Origin of the sequence: Sorangium sp. So ce375 (assembly GCF_051473855.1) — a bacterium.
GTDB lineage: Bacteria > Myxococcota_A > Polyangia > Polyangiales > Polyangiaceae > Sorangium.
Map to the genome: position 1 here is coordinate 8,709,635 of NZ_CP150335.1, position 17,643 is coordinate 8,727,277.

The 17,643-nt window shown below is 72.0% G+C and carries 15 protein-coding genes; 9 read left to right on the plus strand and 6 right to left on the minus strand.

What is annotated here, in order from left to right; genetic code table 11:
• Positions 1-265: 265 nt before the first annotated feature.
• Both WME90_RS32360 and WME90_RS32365 read left to right on the plus strand, forming a co-directional pair.
• On the plus strand, positions 266-1,435 hold the full coding sequence (locus tag WME90_RS32360) for a DUF882 domain-containing protein (RefSeq protein WP_437275896.1): 1,170 nt from the start codon (positions 266-268) through the stop codon (positions 1,433-1,435).
• 257 nt (positions 1,436-1,692) lie between these two features.
• Positions 1,693-2,541 carry a sigma-70 family RNA polymerase sigma factor gene (locus tag WME90_RS32365; RefSeq protein ID WP_437275897.1) on the plus strand — a complete coding sequence of 283 codons (849 nt, stop codon included), beginning with the start codon at positions 1,693-1,695 and terminating at the stop codon, positions 2,539-2,541.
• Between the two features lie 91 nt (positions 2,542-2,632).
• Here WME90_RS32365 and WME90_RS32370 read toward each other — a convergent pair whose 3' ends face one another.
• Together WME90_RS32370 and WME90_RS32375 are read right to left on the minus strand one after the other, a co-directional pair.
• Positions 2,633-5,416: a hypothetical protein gene (locus WME90_RS32370; RefSeq protein WP_437275898.1), complete on the minus strand. Its 2,784-nt coding sequence runs from the start codon at positions 5,414-5,416 to the stop codon at positions 2,633-2,635.
• Positions 5,413-6,795 (minus strand): 3-keto-5-aminohexanoate cleavage protein, encoded by a 1,383-nt coding sequence (locus tag WME90_RS32375; protein WP_437275899.1) that lies wholly within the window; start codon positions 6,793-6,795, stop codon positions 5,413-5,415. The genes WME90_RS32370 and WME90_RS32375 overlap by 4 nt, the downstream gene beginning before the upstream one ends.
• 58 nt (positions 6,796-6,853) lie before the next feature.
• Here WME90_RS32375 and uppS point away from each other — a divergent pair, with 58 nt between their 5' ends.
• The 3 genes from uppS to WME90_RS32390 all read left to right on the plus strand — a co-directional run bounded on the left by uppS (position 6,854) and on the right by WME90_RS32390 (position 10,094).
• Positions 6,854-7,705, plus strand: coding sequence for a polyprenyl diphosphate synthase (gene uppS / locus WME90_RS32380; RefSeq protein ID WP_437275900.1), 852 nt, complete (start codon positions 6,854-6,856; stop codon positions 7,703-7,705).
• Positions 7,706-7,707: 2 nt separating this feature from the next.
• On the plus strand, positions 7,708-8,529 hold the full coding sequence (locus WME90_RS32385) for a phosphatidate cytidylyltransferase (RefSeq protein WP_437275901.1): 822 nt from the start codon (positions 7,708-7,710) through the stop codon (positions 8,527-8,529).
• Positions 8,530-8,768: 239 nt separating this feature from the next.
• Positions 8,769-10,094 carry a Glu/Leu/Phe/Val family dehydrogenase gene (locus WME90_RS32390; RefSeq protein ID WP_437275902.1) on the plus strand — a complete coding sequence of 442 codons (1,326 nt, stop codon included), beginning with the start codon at positions 8,769-8,771 and terminating at the stop codon, positions 10,092-10,094.
• 57 nt (positions 10,095-10,151) lie between these two features.
• Here the strand turns inward: WME90_RS32390 and ygfZ are convergent, their stop codons facing one another.
• The 3 genes from ygfZ to WME90_RS32405 form a co-directional block, all read right to left on the minus strand.
• Entirely contained in the window at positions 10,152-11,141 is a 990-nt protein-coding gene (gene ygfZ / locus WME90_RS32395; protein WP_437275903.1) for a CAF17-like 4Fe-4S cluster assembly/insertion protein YgfZ, read from the minus strand.
• A gap of 74 nt (positions 11,142-11,215) precedes the next feature.
• Positions 11,216-11,818: a hypothetical protein gene (locus tag WME90_RS32400; protein ID WP_437275904.1), complete on the minus strand. Its 603-nt coding sequence runs from the start codon at positions 11,816-11,818 to the stop codon at positions 11,216-11,218.
• Positions 11,819-11,878: 60 nt separating this feature from the next.
• A complete protein-coding gene (locus tag WME90_RS32405; RefSeq protein ID WP_437275905.1) occupies positions 11,879-12,457 on the minus strand; it encodes a hypothetical protein in 579 nt (192 codons plus the stop codon).
• A gap of 305 nt (positions 12,458-12,762) precedes the next feature.
• Here WME90_RS32405 and WME90_RS32410 point away from each other — a divergent pair, with 305 nt between their 5' ends.
• From WME90_RS32410 to WME90_RS32420, 3 genes are read left to right on the plus strand one after another with little or no spacing between them, the layout of a single operon-like run.
• The gene (locus tag WME90_RS32410) at positions 12,763-14,109 is read left to right on the plus strand and encodes a vitamin K epoxide reductase family protein (protein WP_437275906.1); all 1,347 of its coding nucleotides are present in this window, start codon (positions 12,763-12,765) and stop codon (positions 14,107-14,109) included.
• A 7-nt stretch (positions 14,110-14,116) separates the two neighbouring features.
• Positions 14,117-14,815, plus strand: coding sequence for a hypothetical protein (locus tag WME90_RS32415; protein WP_437275907.1), 699 nt, complete (start codon positions 14,117-14,119; stop codon positions 14,813-14,815).
• Entirely contained in the window at positions 14,812-15,528 is a 717-nt protein-coding gene (locus WME90_RS32420; protein WP_437275908.1) for a thioredoxin-like domain-containing protein, read from the plus strand. The genes WME90_RS32415 and WME90_RS32420 overlap by 4 nt, the downstream gene beginning before the upstream one ends.
• A 609-nt stretch (positions 15,529-16,137) precedes the next feature.
• Here WME90_RS32420 and WME90_RS32425 read toward each other — a convergent pair.
• Positions 16,138-16,740, minus strand: coding sequence for an STAS domain-containing protein (locus WME90_RS32425; protein WP_437275909.1), 603 nt, complete (start codon positions 16,738-16,740; stop codon positions 16,138-16,140).
• 270 nt (positions 16,741-17,010) lie between these two features.
• Between WME90_RS32425 and WME90_RS32430 the strand changes: the two genes are divergently transcribed.
• Complete coding sequence (locus tag WME90_RS32430; protein ID WP_437275910.1) at positions 17,011-17,583, plus strand: hypothetical protein; 573 nt, start codon at positions 17,011-17,013, stop codon at positions 17,581-17,583.
• Positions 17,584-17,643: the final 60 nt, after the last annotated feature.

Consider the following 17,643-nt stretch of genomic DNA (forward strand, 5'->3'; position numbering starts at 1 on the left):
GGTGAAGCAAGGGAAGCCCGGGCCGCGTTGCCCGGCCCCCGGGCGCCCGATCCCCTGTGATCGCTTCTGGTCGCTTCTGGCGAAGCTTCGCACCACCGCCGATCGCTGGGCAAAAAACCGCTTTACGCTCGCCTGCCGCCCGCCTATCGAAGTCCGATACGCGGCGCGGCGCCGCCGGTCGGCCCGGCGAGCGCGCGCCAGCCCAGGGTAGCACTGTCCGGGGCTCGGTCGTCGGGCACGGATGACGGCAGGTCAGAGTCCCCTCATGCATCCGGAGTTCTCCCGTTTCTGCGGCATCGGCCCCCGCGCCGGGGCCGCGATGGAGCCGCCCCCTCGGTCATCGCGGGTGCGGTGTGTGCTCGCCGCCCTCGCGGCGGCCTTTCTCCTGAGCGCCGCGCCCGGCACGGCGGTCGCCGAGGATGGCCAGCACACCGTCTACGCCGGCCAGACGCTCGGCAAGATCGCGAAGCGGTACCGCATCACGGTCGACGCGCTCCGCGAGGCGAACGGGCTCAGGCCTGGCCAGCGGATCCACCCGGGCCTCGTCCTCGTGATCCCGGAGCGGGGCGAGCCCGGGGCGCGCGCCAAGCGCGCCGCCCCCGGCCGGGGGGCCGCGCTGCGCGACGAGCCGGAGCGGAGCCGCGGCACCAGCGCGAAGGAGCGCGACGCCGACGCCCGTTCCCCGGGAAAGGGGTCGAAGAAGGACGCGAAGGCCGATCCCCGGTCGACGCCGCCGAACAAGCGCTATGCGCAGCGGCCCAAGCGCCCCGGGTGGGTCCGCCTCGTGCGCGGCGGGGAGCGGCTGGACCTCCAGCTGCTCACGCCGAAAGGGCGGCTCGTCCCCAAGGCCCTCCCCAAGCTCAGCCGGCTGATGCGCGCGTCCCCCACCGCCTCGATTCCCATCGATCCGCGGCTCGCCACGCTGATAGCCATGGTGAGCGACCACTTCGGCGGCAGGCCCCTCCGCGTCGTCAGCGGTTATCGTCCCTACTCCCCCACCCAGTACACCCCACACTCCAACCACAACCACGGTCGCGCCGTCGATTTCATGGTCGAGGGCGTGCCCAACACCGTGGTCCGCGATTTCTGCCGAGGCTTCCGCAACGCGGGTGTCGGATATTATCCCAACTCGACGTTCGTTCACCTGGACGTCAGATCAGATAAGGTGTACTGGGTGGATTACTCAGGGCCTGGAGAAGCACCCCGCTATGAGGGGGCGAAGGGCTCTGTCGCGGCGGACGAGGCGGCGCGCGATGTCCCCGTCTCCGCCGAAGAAGAGGTGTATGGGTCAGGCGAGCCCCGTGCGGCTCAACCGCAACCCATGAATACTACAGGGACAAACTCGGGCACGGTGGGCAGTGGAGGCGGAACGGAGAAGGTCCTGGGGTCAGGTTCACCCACCCTTGCTCCTGAAACTCCGCCCGCGGGAAAGTGAGCTGTCGCGCCCGCTGGCTATAATCCACACACTGAACATCCGCACCAGACACAATTGCACGGCTCTGCCTTGCACGCTGCGAGAGTTGTGGCACCAATCCACCTCACGTGCAGCAATCGACCCGACTGCAGCGGGAGGGGCTCCCTCCCAGGTCACTCCCCCCATGCTGTGATGGGGGCGAGTTCGTCCAGCCGGTCGCCCTTGGCGGGACGTGTCCGATCGTCCCGTGCGAGCACGCGCTGCTCGAAGCGCCTTCCGTGCTCGATCTCGATGCGGCGCCGGGCGTCGGGGTGCAGGAGCCGGGCGCGTCGCTCGCCCGTGAGCTTTGGGAGTCCGCGGAAGTCGCGTCAAGGTGCGCGCACGAAATTTGGGAGTCCGTGGAGGCCACGTCTCCCTGCGCCTACGAGGCGGCGTGGCCGTCGTTGGAGCGAAACGGCGAGCCGGACGGCGGCTGTAGCCCGCCGCGCTGTATCGACGCCGCCTGCGGGAGCGAGCCGCGCGGCCACGAGCCGCCGTGCGCGCCGCTCCACCCAGAGGTGCTGAAGGGGTACTTCCCGCTCGTTCGCAAGCTGGTGCGGCAGGTGTCGCGCCACCTGCCGCCCAACGTGCAGCGTGACGATCTGCTGAGCGCCGGGATGCTCGGGCTCGTCGACTCGCTCCGCAAGAACGGCGGGAACGACGGCGAGACGTTCGCCGGTTACGCGAAGCTCCGGATCCGCGGAGCGATCGTCGACGAGCTCCGCGCGCAGGACTGGCTGTCGCGGCGAGCGCGCGAGGCGGTCGAGGCCGAAGCCGCGGCCGCCAGCAAGGTCGGCGGCGCGACCGTCTTCGTGAGCCTGAGCGAGGTGACCCCGGCCGAGGAGTCGGTGCACATGTCGGGCGAAGACGACCCGATCGAGGCGATCTCCGCGCTGGCGACCCGGCGGGCGCTGTCCTTCGCCATCGCGCAGCTCCCGGAGCGGGAGCGACGCGTGATCGGCATGTACTACTTCGAAGGGGCGAAGCTGAAGGACATCGGCGCGGAGCTCGGGATAGGCGAGCCGCGCGTCTCGCAGCTTCACACGCGCGCGCTCGGCATGCTGCGAGGCATGCTGTCCCACGCCTGATCGCCGCCCAGCCCCGTCCCCCGGAAGAGCCGGCGAGGAGGACCGGCCATCCTCGCCGCTCCGCGGCCGCTTCGCGCGGGCAGGGCAGCGCTCAGGGGGCGAGCCGGCGCGCCCGGCCGGGCATCGCGACGCCGACCGCGAAGAGCGCGGTGTCCTCGTAGGCCTGCTGCAAGGCAGGGTCCCCGGAGGCCCGGTGCACGAACGCATTGCGGTGCGCGCCGCGATCGAGCGCGACCACGCGAGCGCAGCCGAGGTCGAGCAGCGCCTCGGTCGTCGCCTCGTCGCTGTCGAAGGTGGTCGTGGCCACGAGCAGCGTGCCGTCGTCGAGCACGCAGGCAGCGCTGCGCCGGCGCATGGTCCCGATCTCGCGCGCCTCCGGCCGCAGCCGGCCGTCGTCGGCGGTGAGCGGCAGCTCCGTCGCGTCCGCGCCCGGCGCGAGCGGGGCGCCGCCCGCCGGGCGGATCTCGACGCGGCCCTGGCGGACCAGAAGCAAGCCTCCCTCGCCGCGGAAGCGAAGGCCGACGGTGCCGCCCACGGCGAGCCCGCGCGGGCCGCGCCGCCGGCCGGTGCCGACGCCGATCGCCGCGAGGACCTGCCGCCGCTCGTCGGCCGGCACCTCGGCGTCGAGCTTCGGCGCGCTCCGCGGCGAGATCTCGCGCGAACCGGCGCGGAGGCGGAACAGGAACCGGTCCGGAGCGAAGGCGTGGACGCGGACCTGCGCGCCGAGGTGCACGCCGTCGGCGGCGTACACGGCCGGGCTCCACGCCGGGGGCGGCTGCGCGCCGCCGTCCTGCGTCCAGCCCATGCGCTCGCCGGGCAACGACAGATCCGGCGCCGGGGGCCCCTCCGCCGAGCGCGACTCGAAATAGAGGAACGGGCGCGGGGACGCGGACGCGACGTGCGCCGGCGGCGCGATCGACATCGCGGGCGCGAGCCGCTCGGCGGTCAGGCTGCCGTCCTGCTGGCGGCTCAGGAACGCGACGCCGAGGGGGTCCGGCGCCCTGCCCAGCGAGACGCCGGCGAGGCACCGGGCGCGCTCGAGCGCCGCCCTGAGCGCGGCCGCGTCGAGGGCGCTGCCCCACGCATGGACCACGAAGCCGCGGTCGGTCATGCACAGCGCCGCGCGCTCGACGAGGAGGTCGTCCCCGTCGCCGGGCGAGAGCGTCGCGTCGGCCGGCGCGCGCTCCGCGGGGGAGCCGGCGGGGGGGACGGCGAGGACGGCGAGCGGGGCCGCGGCGCTCCCTGCCTCGAAGAGCGAAGGGCCCTGCCAGAGCGCCCAGGGAAAGCGCGCGGCGCCCTCGGCGCGGGGTGCGCCAGGGTTCCCTGACGGCGGGCGCTGCCAGAGCGCCCAGGGCACGCGCTCGAGGTCGCCGCCGGACGGCCACGCGCCGAAGTACGGCCGGCCCGAGAGATCGACGCCGACCGTCGCCGCGCCGTCGCGCGGGGGCACGAGCGCGCGGCCGCCGACGACCATGCCGAGCGCCTCCGTGTCTGCCTGGGGCGCGCCCGGCTCGCGCGAGGGCGCGCCGAGGCCGATGGCGCCCCGGAGCGTCGAGGCGTCGGGGAGCAGCCCGGTGCCGCGCGGGCCGACGGTCGGCCTGGGCGCCTCGTAGCCGGCCTGCAAGGTGAACTTGATGTGCCGCGTGTCGATCGCGAGCAGGTGGACGCGCACCTCTGGCCGCCGCGGGTCGGGCCGGAGGGTCGTCGCGGCGAACGGGCTCGCGGGGCGCTGCGGATCGCTCTCGATGCCGGGGAGCACACGCGGGAGCGAGGGAGCCACAAGCACCCACGCGCCCTCCCCCGGGAGCGGGGGATCGACCGCCGGCGCGACCGGCGGCGGCGGCCAGAGCGAAGGCCACCCCTCGGGCGCGGGCTCCGGAGAAGCGGCGCCGTGGGTCAGGTACGCCGCGTCCGGCGAGGCGAGGCTCCGCGCCGCGCCGGACACGGCGAGCGCGAGCCGCTCGACCGCGGCGGCCGCCGTCGGACCGAGCAAGCGCTCGGCGGACGGCGCGGCGAGCTCCCCGAGCGAGGGCACGCGGCGCGGGACGTGGTGCGCGCGGGCGACGAACGGATCGCGGCCGCCCGTGTCGACCTCGCCCGTGCTGGCGTTGAGCGCCGCCGGCACCGCCTCCGGTCCGAGCGCCATCACCAGGCCCTCGTCGACGAGGTCGAGCCGCGCAGACGCGGGCGGGTTGTCGAACGAGATCTCAACGAGCGACGCGCCGTCCACGCTCCCGGTCTCGATCCAGCCGTCGATCGCCGCGCGGAGCCGCTCGCCGAGGGGACGCGCGCCCGCGCGCCCGCCGCCGCCGAGATCGAGCAGCGTGATCCCCTGCACGGCGCCGAAGGCGGAGGTGGTCACCGCGACGCGGCTGCCGCGCGCGACGAGGCCGCGATCGTCGCCGAGGGGTGTCCTGGTCAGGTTGCGCACGCCGTCCAGGCTCACCGGCCGGCCGGAGCGGGTGAGCCGCACGCGCGCGCGGTACAGGTCGGCGGCGCCGCGCCCGTCGGTCCCGCGCTCAACACCACGCCCGCGCTCCGCGTCGGGCCCGCGCTCCGCGCCACGCCCGCGCTCGGCGTCGGGCCCGCGCTCCGCGCCGTCCGGGCGCGCGACATCGGCGACGCCGAGGAACAGCACCCGGCGGCCCAGGAGCGCGTCGGAGAAGAACCCGCCGCGCTCCTCCCAGACGAAGTCGTCCGGGCTGACGGTGCCGCCGATCGCCCCACCGAGCATCCCGGCGATGGCGTCCGCGGTCCGCGCCGGCGGGGCCGGCGTCGAGAGCCGCGCGACGGCCCCGAGCAGGGCGACGCCGAGCGCGATCGGGAGCCGACCGCGCAGGTGATCGATCCATGGGGAGAGCGGTCGGTCGGTCATCCCTGCGCGCGCGCGCTCCCTCCACCGGCCGCGCCGGCCTGGGCCGCCGCGGCGCGCGGGCGGATCCCGAGGAGCTGCCGCGCGCGCTCCGGCTCGACCACCTCGCGGCCGACGCTCCTCGCGAAGGCGGCTGCGCGGGCGACGAGCGGCGCGCTCCCCTCGGCGAGCACGCCCTTCTCCAGGTAGATGTTGTCCTCCAGCCCGACCCGCGCGTGCCCGCCGAGCTGCATGGCGAGCTCGGTCATCGGGCGCTGATGTCGGCCGACGGCGGCGACGCCCCAGGTGGCGCCTTGCGGGATCTGGGTGATCATGAACCGGAGCACGTCCTCGCGCGCAGCGATGCCGCCGGGCACCCCCAGCACGAACTGGAAGTGGAGCGGGTCCGAGAGGATCCCCTCGGCGGCCAGGCTGAGCGCCTCATGGATATGGCCGACCTCATAGCACTCGAGCTCGGCGACGCTCCCCGCCGCGCGGATTCGGGCCGCCATGTCCCGGATGAGGGGCCGGGCGTTGTCGAAGATCCCGTCGCCGAAGTTGATCGTGCCGCAGTTCAGGGTGGCCATCTCGGGGCTGCAGAGCAGCGGCTGGGCGCGCTCGTCGACGCTCATCCCGACGGCGCCCCCGGTCGACGTCTGGACGATGACGTCCGTCTTCTCGTTGATCGCGGCGATCGCCTCGGCGAACAGCGCGCGCGACTGGCTCGGCGACCCGTCCGGGTTCCTGACGTGCAGGTGGACGACCGAGGCGCCCGCGTCGCGGCAGCGGGCGGCCTCGTCGGCGAGCTCGCGCGCCGTGATGGGCAGGTGCGGCGTCTGCGCCCGGGTCGTCTCCGCGCCGACGATCGCGGCCGTCAGGATGAGGGCGCTCTGCGGCGGCGTGACAAGGATCCGGGGGGGCGGCGTGATGATCGGCCGCGGCTCCGGGAGCTGCGCGTGGTCCGGGGGCGGCGCCGACAGCGCCGGCAGGACGAGGCGCGGCCGACGCTGAAGCTCCTTCGGGACGACACAGGTGCCGAGCGCCCGGCACACGATGATCGGCTCGGCCAGCGCGTCGGCCGCCGAGGGCGCCACCCCGGCTTCGCGGACGCTGGCGACGACCTTGCGCGCCTCGAACGCCATCGTGCGCGACGTGGCGCCGACCTTTGTGACCACCCCGGTCGCCTCGATGAAATCGCCTGCTCGGACCGGGGCGAGGAACTCGACCGCCTCGTACGCGCGGAAGAGCCCCTCGTCGCCGTCGAGGCGGATCAGGAGCTCGGTGGCGACATCGCCGAAGAGCGCGAGTATACGCGCTCCATCGCACAGCTCGCCCGCGTAATGTGCGTCGTGCGCGCCCATCCTGACGCGCAGCGTGACCGTGAGACCAACCCCTGTGCTCATGGGCGTGAAGACTCAACAGTCGACAGTCGGTAGTCAACAAGGGAAACTGCCCCCGCCGATGAACCTCGTAGAAGCCAGAAATCTCCCGCGCCACGTCGGAATCATCATGGATGGCAACGGTCGCTGGGCGGAGCTGCGCGGCGAGCCGCGCGAGGCCGGGCACAAGGCCGGCAGCGCCGCCGTGCGGCGGATCGTGCGCGTCTGCCGGAGGCTCGGCGTCGAGGCGCTGACCCTGTACGCGTTCAGCGAGCAGAACTGGGCGCGGCCTCAGAACGAGGTCGACGCGCTGATGGGGTTGCTGCGCGAGTACCTGATGAGCGAGCGCTGCGAGATCCTCGAGAACGACATCCGCCTTGTCGCGATCGGCGACATCAGCCGGCTCCCCGAGGGCGTCCGCGACGTGCTCGACCCGCTCCGGAAGGCGTCCGCGACGAACCGGCAGATGACGCTCGCGCTGGCGCTGTCCTACGGGGCGCGCGAGGAGATCGCCGCCGCGGCGCGCGAGCTCGCGATGGAGGCGGTCGCCGGCAGGCTCGATCCGGAGTCGATCGACGGGGCGCTGCTCGCCGCGCGGCTGCCGAGCCTGAGCGTGGGCGAGCCGGATCTCATCATCCGCACCGGCGGCGAGCAGCGGCTCTCCAACTTCCTGCTTTACGGGGCCGCGTACGCCGAGCTGTCGTTCACCGAGCGGCTGTGGCCCGACTTCACCGAGGACGACCTGTTCGCCGCCATCGCGGCCTACCAGCGGCGCGACGTCGCCGCCGAGCCCACGCACGGCGCGGAGGGCGGCGGCGGCGAGCCGTCCGCGCCGCGCGCGGGCGCGCTCGACGCGGACCTGGCGTGGCCCACGCGAGAGATCGCCGCGCCTGCCTCCCACGCTTCCCACAACGGCTCACGGACGGGGGTCTGAGATTGGCTGCTTCCAACCTCGCGACGCGGGTCGTCACCGCGATCGTGGCCGCGCCCCTGCTCCTCTCGCTGCTCTACCTCGGCCCGAGCTGGGGCTGGGCGGCGCTCGTCGCGATCGCCGCCGCCATCGGCGCGCTCGAGCTCTTCGCGATGACCCACGCGGACGACGGCGTCGCGCGGGCCATCGGCGTCGCGCTCACCCTCGCCGTCCTGGGCGTGATCTGGCGATTCGGCAGCTCGCCGAGCGCGCTCCTCGCGCTGATCTTCCTGCTCCCGTTCGCCGCGATGCTCGTCACGCTGGTGCGCCTCGGCGAGATGCGCACCGCGGCGCTGCGCGTGCTGGCGATGAGCTTCGGCCCGCTCTACGTGGGCGGCGGGCTCGGCGCGCTGGCGCTCCTCCGCCGCGACGGGGGCGCCGACGGCCCCTCGTTCGTGGTGCTGGCGATGCTGCTCTCCTGGTTCTCCGACACGGGCGCCTATTTCGCGGGCCGCTTCCTCGGCCGGCGCAAGCTCTACGAGGCGGTGAGCCCCAAGAAGACCGTCGAGGGCGCGCTCGGCGGCCTGCTCTTCGCGGTGATCGGCGCGCTCCTTGCCCACTTCTGGTTCCTGCGGTCGCTGCCGCTCGTGGACGCCCTCGCGCTCGCGATCGTCGCGGGCGGTCTCGGTCAGGCGGGAGACCTCGGGGAATCCCTGTTCAAGCGCTCCTTCGGGATCAAGGACTCTGGCGGGATCGTGCCCGGCCACGGCGGCATCCTCGACCGCGTCGATGCCCTGCTCGTCACCGGGATCATCACGTATCTGTATGTCCTGTGGTCGAGGTCCTGAACGGCGCCCCGCGCCGCGCCCGTCCGAAGACCGCGCCCCCTCGACGCGCGCCACCCACACGGCGCGCCCGCGCCGCCGCCTCGCCCAACCGACGCTGCGTACCCGCCGTCAACGCGGCGCCTCATCGCACACTGGCAGCCTGACGCATCGCCCCGCCCGTCCGGAGCCGCTTTGACGCGATGCATGGTTGCGCCCGACGTTGAACGGAAGCGCTCTGCGCACTAGAAAGTTACATAGCCATGGAAGAACAGCTCAGTACCAAGACCGCGACTCCGCCGGTGAGCACCCCTGCTGCTCCCGGCCACAGGCACAAATACGAGTTCTTCAAAGTCGTCCAGGGTTATCTCGACGAGGCCGCCCGGCTGATCGAGCTGCCGGGATACATCACCACGATCCTGAGCCAGCCGAAGAACGAGATCATCGTCAATTTCCCAGTGCGGATGGATGACGGCAGCATCCGGCTCTTCAAGGGTTACAGGATCCAGCACAACAACCTCCTCGGGCCGTTCAAGGGGGGTATTCGATATCACGAGACGGTGTCGCTCGACGATCTCAAGGCGCTGGCCGCGATGATGACGTGGAAATGCGCCCTCATGAACCTGCCGCTCGGCGGCGGAAAGGGAGGTATCAAGTTCAACCCGAACGAGGTGTCGCGCGCCGAGCTCCAGCGGATCACGCGCCGCTTCTTCCATGCGCTCGGCGGAAACATCGGCCCGGAGACGGACATCCCGGCTCCCGACATGGGCACCGACGCGAAGACCATGGCGTGGGCCATGGACACGTACATGAACACCGTCGGACAGCTCTTCAAGCAGGCGGTGAAGGGCGTCGTGACGGGCAAGCCGGTGGCGTCGGGGGGCACGTACGGTCGCGAGAAGGCGACGGGTCAGGGGGTCGTCCACTGCATCACCGAGTGGGCCGAGGACAACGACGTGAACCTCGGCGGCGCGACGCTGCTCGTGCAGGGCTTCGGCAACGTCGGCTCGCACACGGCCGTGCTCCTGTCGAAGCTCGGCGCCTCGACCGTCGCGGTCGGCGATCACACCGGGTATCTCTACAATCCGGAAGGGTTCAATCCCCACAAGCTGCAGGATTACGTGAAGAAGAACCGCTCGATCGCGGGTTATCCGGCCGGCAAGCCGATCAGCCGCGAGGAGTTCTTCCGTCTCAAGGCGGACATCTTCATCCCGGCGGCCCTGGAAAACCAGGTCGGCGTGGAGGAGGCGAGCTGGCTGCAAGTCCGTCTCGTGGCCGAGGGCGCCAACGGTCCGTGCACGCCTGAAGGGGAGAAGATCCTTTTGGAGCGCGGGATCCACATCCTCCCGGACGTCCTCGCCAACTCGGGCGGCGTCACGGTGAGCTACTACGAGTGGGTGCAGAACAAGCGCTCGGAGACATGGACGCTCGAGGAGGTCGACTCCCGGCTCGAAAAGGCCATGAAGCGCGCTTACCGCGAGGTGACCGAGATGGCGCGGCAGAAGAAGTGCACGCTCCGCCTCGGGGCCTATGCCGTCGCGCTGCAGCGGCTCGCCGCGGTGTACGGAGAGCGCGAGATCTTCCCCTGAGGTGGGCTTTACCCGGCGCTCCCCCGGCCCGCCGTCCGGCGGCGCCGGCGCGGAGCGCTACGCCTTCGCGCGCACCGGCCCGGCGGGAGCGCGCGTGATCTCGGCCGCCCGGCCGGCGATCCGGAGCGCGGTGCCCTGGACCGCGTGTTTGTACTTCACGTAGCCGAGCGCGAGCAGCCCCTTCCCGCGCGGGTCCTCGACCTGGCTCGTGACCTCGCCGACGGCCGCGCCGTCGGGCAGCGCGATCTCCGCGCCCGCGGGCACGCCGCCCTCCCCCTCGACGGCGAGCTGCACGAGCCGCTTCTTGGCGTGACCGCGCGCCTGGAGCATGAACACCGTCTCCTGCCCCAGGTAGCACCCCTTGTTGAACGAGACGGCGCGCTCCTCGATGGAGGCCTCCTGCGGGAAGTTCTGGTCGTCGAAGTCGACGCCGAACCGCGGGACGTTGTTCTCGACCCGGAGCACGTCCCACGCCGCCGCCGTCACGGGCAGGACGGGGCCGGCCTCGCCCGCGGCGAGCAGCGCCTCCAGGACGGCGCCCTCGGCCTGCCGGGGCGCGACGAGCAGCGCGCCCCCGAGGCCCGTCCAGTCGACGATCGCGGCCTCGGCGCCGGCGGCGCGCCCGGCCGCCGCGAGATCGGCGGACCGCGGGCCGTGGGCGAAGACCCAGGCGTGCTCGCCGGAGGCGTCCTGGACCTCGGCGTCCTCCATGATGAGGTGGCGATCGAAGAGCTCGCGGAGCTGCTCGACGCGCTCGCGCAGCGCGCCGACGTAGATGCGATCGGCCGCGATCACGATCCACACCTCGGCGAAGATCTTCCCGGTCTTCCCCACGTTGAGCCCGTACGCGCCGCCCGCGGGGGGCGCGGCCTTCGCCCCGGCAGGCAGCGGCTTCTGCGGCGCGAGATCGCAGGTGACCAGGCCGTTCAACCAGGTCTGCCGGTCCGAGCCCGTGACGATCAGCGTCCCGAGCTCGGGCATGGCCTGCACGAGCGCTCCTTCGCGGAGCGCGCGCCGCGGCTCATCCAGTTCGTAGGCCTTGCTCATCGAGGCCGAATCGTGGAGGAGGGAGCCCCCGCCGTCGAGGGGCGGCCCGACATTTCAGCGGTCGGGGCGCGCGCTCAGGGGTCGACCTCGGCGACGAGGCCCGGGAACTCGGCCGACTTGTGGACGCCCGGCGGGACGATCGCCGCGTCGACGTGGCCCACGAGACGGCGGAGCGCGTCGGCGTCGGCCGAGAGCACCTCGGCGACGACGGTGAGCGCCCTCGGGAGCGACGCGACGGCCTCGATCACCGCCTCCGCCGACGCGCCCCGGACCAGGACCGCGCGCGCGCCGACCTTCGCGGCGGCCTCGGCCCCCTCCTTGCCCTCGGCCAGCGCGAGCGGCAGCATGCGCATCGTCCTCGCCCCCTTCGCGAGGCGGTCCCAGTCGTCGAGCGGCAGCGTCGCGTCGATGCAGACCCCGTCCGCCCCGTAGTAGCGCGCCGCGAGGGCGCCGTCCCGATCACCCACCCGGGAGAGGCAGAGCGACGGAACCGTCCTCGTCGCCCGCGCGGCCCCCTGCATGGCGAGCCCGGCCTCGGCGAACGCGAGCGCGGAGATGTTCAGCTCGTGCAGCCGCGCCGCATCCTCCGCCGGCGTGTCCGAGCCGACGAGCCCGACAAGGGCCATGTTCTTCCTGCGGGTGGAGATCACCTGGAGAAGATCGCGTGTGGACGGCACGATCGATCCTGCATCGAAATCCGACATGGGGAGGGCGGGTAGACGAGACGAACGCGAGGGTCAAGCGAGGGATCGCTCGGGGTCCTCGATCGCGGGTCGGGAATCCATCGCTGGAACGTCCTGCACGCGCATCCATACGGCCGTCTGATCGCCCTCGTAGCAGACGCTGCCTTCGTGACGGAACTCGAACGAATAGCGGATCATGTGCCGCTTGACGCCGAGCCGGGAGCGCGTCGCGACGCACGTCGCCTCGATGGGCGCGCCCGGCTGCACCAGCTTGCGAAAGACCACCCGGTGGATGTTGGTGCCATAACCGATCCAGCCCTCGCGGTGGCGCAGCCCGAGCAGGTGGTAGGCGTGCACGAAGCCGAGCATCCCCGTCGCGTGCACCATGATCGCGCCGGCGACGTGGCGCGGGTGCAGCAGCGGGTGCGCCCGCTGCGCGTCGACGAGCGGCATCGGCCTGTCGGTCGGCATGCGGCAGCGCACGAGGCCTTTCTCGGCGTCTACCTCGATGAGCTCGTCGAAGAACAGCACCGAGGGGTCGTAGGGGAGATCCGCGAGGAACTCGGCGTCGAACGGGCCGAGCTTCACAGGAGAGGGCGCGCCGCTCGCCGCGCCGGGTGCAGAGGTCGTCATCGGTATGGCTGTGGGCTCCCGAATCCCCCGATCCGGCTCCTAGCAGCGGCCGATCGCGTGGGCAACGACGACGCACGCACCGCGCCCCCTCGTCAACGCGCGGCGAGCCGCTCGGCCGGCGGGCTCGGCGCGGCGCTTGCCGGCGGGCTCGGCGCTGCGCGGTGCGCGGTCAGCGCGCGCACCTCGCGGGGCGATCGCGCCCTGCGCCGCGCGCCGCGCGTCATGCCATCGGGGGGGGACGCACGCCCGCGCGCACAGGCGTCCTTATTTGACGCGTTGCCCGACGTCGCGTAATCCACTCGGCCATGTCACGCAGTCGTGGTCCTCGCGGGCCTGCAGCGCTCGCGCTCAGCGGGTCGCTCCTGGGACTCGCGTTCAGCGCCTCATCGACGTTCGATTACATCCGGCACCTCGACCGGCAGGTCCACGACCTGCACTGCAGCTTCATCCCCGGGCTCGGCGCGCAGGCGGGCGCCGACACCGCGTGCCGCGTGGCCATGTACAGCCCCTACTCCGCCCTGTTCCGCGAGGGCTTCTGGGGCGGTATCCCGATCTCGCTGTTCGCCCTGGGCGCGTTCGCGTTCTTCGCGGCGTTCGCGCTCTACGTGCTGCTCTCGGGCCAGCACGCGCCGCGGCGCGCGGCGCACTTCCTGTTCCTCGCGGGCCTCACGCCGCTCGCCGTGTCGATCCTGATGGCGACCATCTCGGCGGTGCGCCTCGGGGTGTTCTGCAAGACGTGCGTCGGCATGTACATCTCGTCCGTGCTGCTCGCGGCCGGCGGCGTCTGGGCGTTCCTCGAGGACCGCAGGGCGGCCCGCGCCGCGGCCTGGTCCAGCGCGGCTCCGCGCGCGCCTTCAGCGGCAGGCGCGGCCGGGGTGGGGCCCACCGTGCCCGGGGCGCCCCTCGGGGTCGACGGGCCGGGTGGCGGCCCCGCCGCGCCTGCCGAGCCGCCGCGCCGCATGGGCTCGGCGCTGCTCCTGCCGGGGTGGCTCGTCGCGCTCGCCGTGTGCGCGGTGACGCCGGCGCTGCTCTACGCGAGCGCGCTCCCGAGCTACGCGAGCTACATGACCGGCTGCGGCAAGCTGGAGAAGCCGACCGAGCCGAACGGCGCGCTGATCCACGTGACGCGCCCGGGCGCGGTGCAGCCGGCGACGATCTTCGTCGATCCGCTCTGCCCGACCTGCAAGGCGTTCCACCAGCGGCTCGTGTCCGAGGGGGTGTTCGACAAGCTCGACGCGACGCTCGTGCTCTTCCCGCTGGACAGCGAGTGCAACTGGATGCTCGACCGGCCGGTGCACCCGGGCTCGTGCCTGCTCTCGAAGGCGATCCTGTGCAGCGATCACCGGGCGATGGATGTGCTCGAGTGGTCCTACGAGAACCAGGAAGAGCTGCTCGCGGGCGCGAAGGCCGGGGCGGGCACCGCCAACGTGCAGGCGGCGATCCGGCAGCGCTGGCCGGGGCTCGACGCGTGCATGGACTCGAAGGAGACGGCGCTGCGGCTGAACCGGATGCTCCGCTACATCGTGGACAACAAGCTGCCTGTCTCGACGCCGCAGATGTTCCTCGGCACGACGCGGCTCTGCGACGAGGATACGGACATCGGGATGTCGTACGCGATAAGGCAGCTCGCGCCGGCGCTCCGGACGAAGTGAGGAGATCATGAGAGGCGCAGGGATCATCGGGATCGTGGCCGGGTGCGCGCTCCTCGTCGCGTCCGGGGTGACGGTGCACAGCGAGGTGCAGGCCGCGTCGCAGCGCCTGAAGACGGGCTTGGCCGCGGCGGTGAAGCCGGCCGTGGCCATCGCCAACGACGCCGAGGCGCCGTACTGCACGCCGGCGTTCAAGACGGTGCTGCAGCGGGTGCTCAACGCGTGCGGCCTGGTCGGGGCCGAGGCGCGGCGCGGGTGCCAGCCGGCCGACGTGAAGACGCTCGCGTCGATCAGCGACGACGACTTCAACGCGCTCTTCACGCCGCTGAAGCAGCGCGGCGGGGTCGTGATGTTCGACGACGCCTCGGAGAAGCTCGACGACGACGGGAAGAAGATGATCGAGGAGATGTGGCTCGATCGGCGCGGAGCCCGCTATTTCTTCATCGTCGCTCGCGCGTCGAAGACGGGGGGGCCGGAGTTCAACCGGACGCTCTCGCACAAGCGCGCGAACAGCGCGTTCTTCGACATCTCCGACAAGTTCAAGGAGCAGGACCTGGAGAAGAAGGTCGGGATGCTGTGGCTCGGGAACGAGTTCGCGCAGCTCGGCGCGGAATACTGCCAATGGAACGTCTCGCGCAAGAACAAGGCATGTACGGCGGAGGCCATCAACCGGAGCGCGTTCGTCTCCTGGGTGGACTGTCAGCTGTGAGCTCCGAGGAGAGGAGCGGCGCGCTCCGGGGCGCCTTTGTCGCCCTCGCCCTGGCCGCGGGGCTCGCGGGCGGGTGCGACGCGGACCAGAAGGCGGATCTGCCGCCGCCCCCGACGCCCGGCCAGGGGCGGAGCAACGCGGTGACGGCGCCGGTGGGGGCGGCGACCGCGAGCGCCAAGGCGCCTGCGAGCGCCGCGGCGGAGGCGGCGCCGGCCGCGCCGCGGCTCTTGTGCGCGGGGCAGTCGCCGCGGCCTGCGCCCTCGTCGGGCGGGCTCACGGCGGTCGCCGCCAGCGGCGCGGAGAAGCTGCCGGCGAACATCGGGTTCGGCGTCGGCAAGTGGGTTTGGGTGAACTTCTGGGCGGCGTGGTGCAAGCCGTGCATGGAGGAGATGCCGCGGCTGCTCGGATGGCAGCAGAAGCTGCGGGCGGCCGGCGTGCTCGTCGATCTGGCGTTCATCTCGATCGACGACGACGAGCGGCAGCTGTCGCGGTTCCTGGAGGCGCAGCCGGGCACCGGGGTGCGCGCCTCGTACTGGCTGCCCGACGGGCCCCAGCGGGCAGCGTGGCTGCGGTCGCTCGGCGTGAAGGAGACGACCGAGCTGCCGATCCACGCGCTCGCGGCGCCGAGCGGGCAGGTGACGTGCGTGATCCAGGGCGCCGTCGAGGACAGCGACTATCCGACGATCGCGGCGCTCCTCGCGGGGAAGAAGTAGCCCATCCATCGCTACTTGCTCGGCCTGCGCCTGCGCACAGCCCTCGAGCGCCTCCTCGGCGGGGCCCGGAACCTGACGGAGCTGGCCCTGGACCTCGGCTTCGCCGATCGCAGGCGGCCAGAACACCGATCGCCTTCGAGTCTCGGGGAAATCAAGAGAAGAGAAGCAAACCGCAAGGGCGCGAGGGGCGCAAGGGGAAGACTGGCAACTACCTCATCTCTCATCTGTTGCGCCCCTTGCGTCCTTGCGGTTTTTCTCTTTCCCTCATTCACTTGTCCTTGGAGCTTGCTCTCCGGGGGAGCGTCGAGTTTGGCAACTCATTGAATTTATACGACTTGCAACCTGTTCGTCGCTCTAAGACAAGCCAATGCGCTCCGCAAAGTCGAGATTCTCGAAGCCGTCCCTGGCCCGCGCAGTCAGACTGAATGGACCAGTCGACAAGACGTGTCTTATGCGATCAAGCTGGCCCCCACACACCTGAGCCGCCTGCAATCACCGCTGCTTCATGTTCAAGCGGGAAGCGTCGTACCGTATACCTGTATCCATACTGAGGCTATCACCGCTTGACCTGGCCCCGTCCGCGGCGGCGGCAACGGCGATCGACGCCCATCACTCCGAGGCCCGCGCGAAGCGCTCCAGGGCCTCGCGCACGCTGCTCAGCGTGGTCAGCCCCCTCACCTCGAAATCAGCGTGCACGATGGTCCTCGCCAGCTCGCTCCCGATCCCCGTCAACGCGCAGCGTGCGCCGAGCAGCTGCACCGCGCCGGCCAGCCGGAGCAACCACCGCACCGTGTCGATGTCCATCCCGCTCAGGCCGGTCACGTCCACCACCACACAACGCGCACCGCGCTCCGACACGGCCGCGAGCAGCGCGTCAAGCACCCCCTCGCTGCGCTCCGCGCTCATGATCCCCACGAGGGGCAAGCAGAGCACCCCACGTCCCACCTCGATGATCGGGCTGGAGATCTCCCGGATCGCGGCCCGCTGCAGCTCGATCGTCGTGCGCGCCTCCTCGAGCTCGTCGCGGTAGACCGCATTCCGGCGCCGCTCCCGGACGAGCACCTCGAGCATGGCGTTGATTCCTTCATGCACCGGAGCGAGGGAGTCGTCGGCCGGCAGCGCCGCGAGCCTTCCATCATACGCGCCCTCGCGAACCTCGGCGAGGAGCGCGAGGATGGTCGCGAGCGCCTGGTGTCCCTTGTCTTCCGCCACAGGAGAGCTCACCTTCCCCCCGCAAACCTCCATGACATACCACGGCGGGCGGTGAGCGGTCCACGGGGGCGGCGCGCGCCTGACCGGCTCCGACCGGCTCCGCCACGGCTGCTTTCGACCGCCGACCGCCGCCGACCGCCGCGCTCTGCGCCGTGCGGCCGGCGCGCGTGACCCGGTGCACGCGGCCTCGACGAGGCTGGGCAGGTGTTGTTACCATCATCGTGCGGCCGCGCGGCTCGCGCCCGTACCGCCTTGTCGACAGAGGGGCTCATGCAAGCGTTCAAGGCAATACGAGATGGTATCGAGGTGCGCGGCCAGGCCATCGTCGGCCTGACCATGGCGACGGGCTCGTATTCTGGCCTGGCGCTCAAAATCCTGGCCAGGCACGGGATCCGGGAGATCGACGTCAATGCCTGGTACCCCCAGCAGGCCTGCCTCGACGTGTACAGGGACGTGCTCCGCGAGATCGGGCCGCAGACCATGTTCCAGATCGGCAGATACATCCCCGACAACGCCCTGTGGCCCGAGGAGATCAAGGACGTCGAGGCCGCGTTCCGCTTCATCGATGTCGCTTATCACATGAACCATCGCCTGGACGGGGCGCCCATGGTCGATGTCCAGACGGGCGCGATGGCCGAGGGCATCGGCCACTTCCGCTGCGCGCGCGTGGGCAAGCGTCGTATCGACGTGGTGTGCGACACCCCCTACCCGAGCGAGAACGACCGCGGCGTCATCGTCGGCTGCGGCCGCAAATTCGAGCCGACGCTCGACGCGGTGCTCGACGAGAGCCAATCTACGCGCCTGCGCGGCGCCAGATCCTGCACGTTCATCACGACCTGGTGAGCCCCCCATCGCCGTCAGCAGATGGGTTGGCCCGTCGGCAGGTGTCGACGGACCCCGCAC

Coding starts and splice junctions, on each gene's coding strand:
- WME90_RS32360 (WP_437275896.1), top strand. CDS start 266: ATGCATCCGGAGTTCTCCCGTTTCTGCGGCATCGGCCCCCGCGCCGGG.
- WME90_RS32370 (WP_437275898.1), bottom strand. CDS start 5,416: ATGACCGACCGACCGCTCTCCCCATGGATCGATCACCTGCGCGGTCGG.
- WME90_RS32375 (WP_437275899.1), bottom strand. CDS start 6,795: ATGAGCACAGGGGTTGGTCTCACGGTCACGCTGCGCGTCAGGATGGGC.
- uppS (WP_437275900.1), top strand. CDS start 6,854: ATGAACCTCGTAGAAGCCAGAAATCTCCCGCGCCACGTCGGAATCATC.
- WME90_RS32390 (WP_437275902.1), top strand. CDS start 8,769: ATGGAAGAACAGCTCAGTACCAAGACCGCGACTCCGCCGGTGAGCACC.
- ygfZ (WP_437275903.1), bottom strand. CDS start 11,141: ATGAGCAAGGCCTACGAACTGGATGAGCCGCGGCGCGCGCTCCGCGAA.
- WME90_RS32405 (WP_437275905.1), bottom strand. CDS start 12,457: ATGACGACCTCTGCACCCGGCGCGGCGAGCGGCGCGCCCTCTCCTGTG.
- WME90_RS32410 (WP_437275906.1), top strand. CDS start 12,763: ATGTCACGCAGTCGTGGTCCTCGCGGGCCTGCAGCGCTCGCGCTCAGC.
- WME90_RS32415 (WP_437275907.1), top strand. CDS start 14,117: ATGAGAGGCGCAGGGATCATCGGGATCGTGGCCGGGTGCGCGCTCCTC.
- WME90_RS32430 (WP_437275910.1), top strand. CDS start 17,011: ATGCAAGCGTTCAAGGCAATACGAGATGGTATCGAGGTGCGCGGCCAG.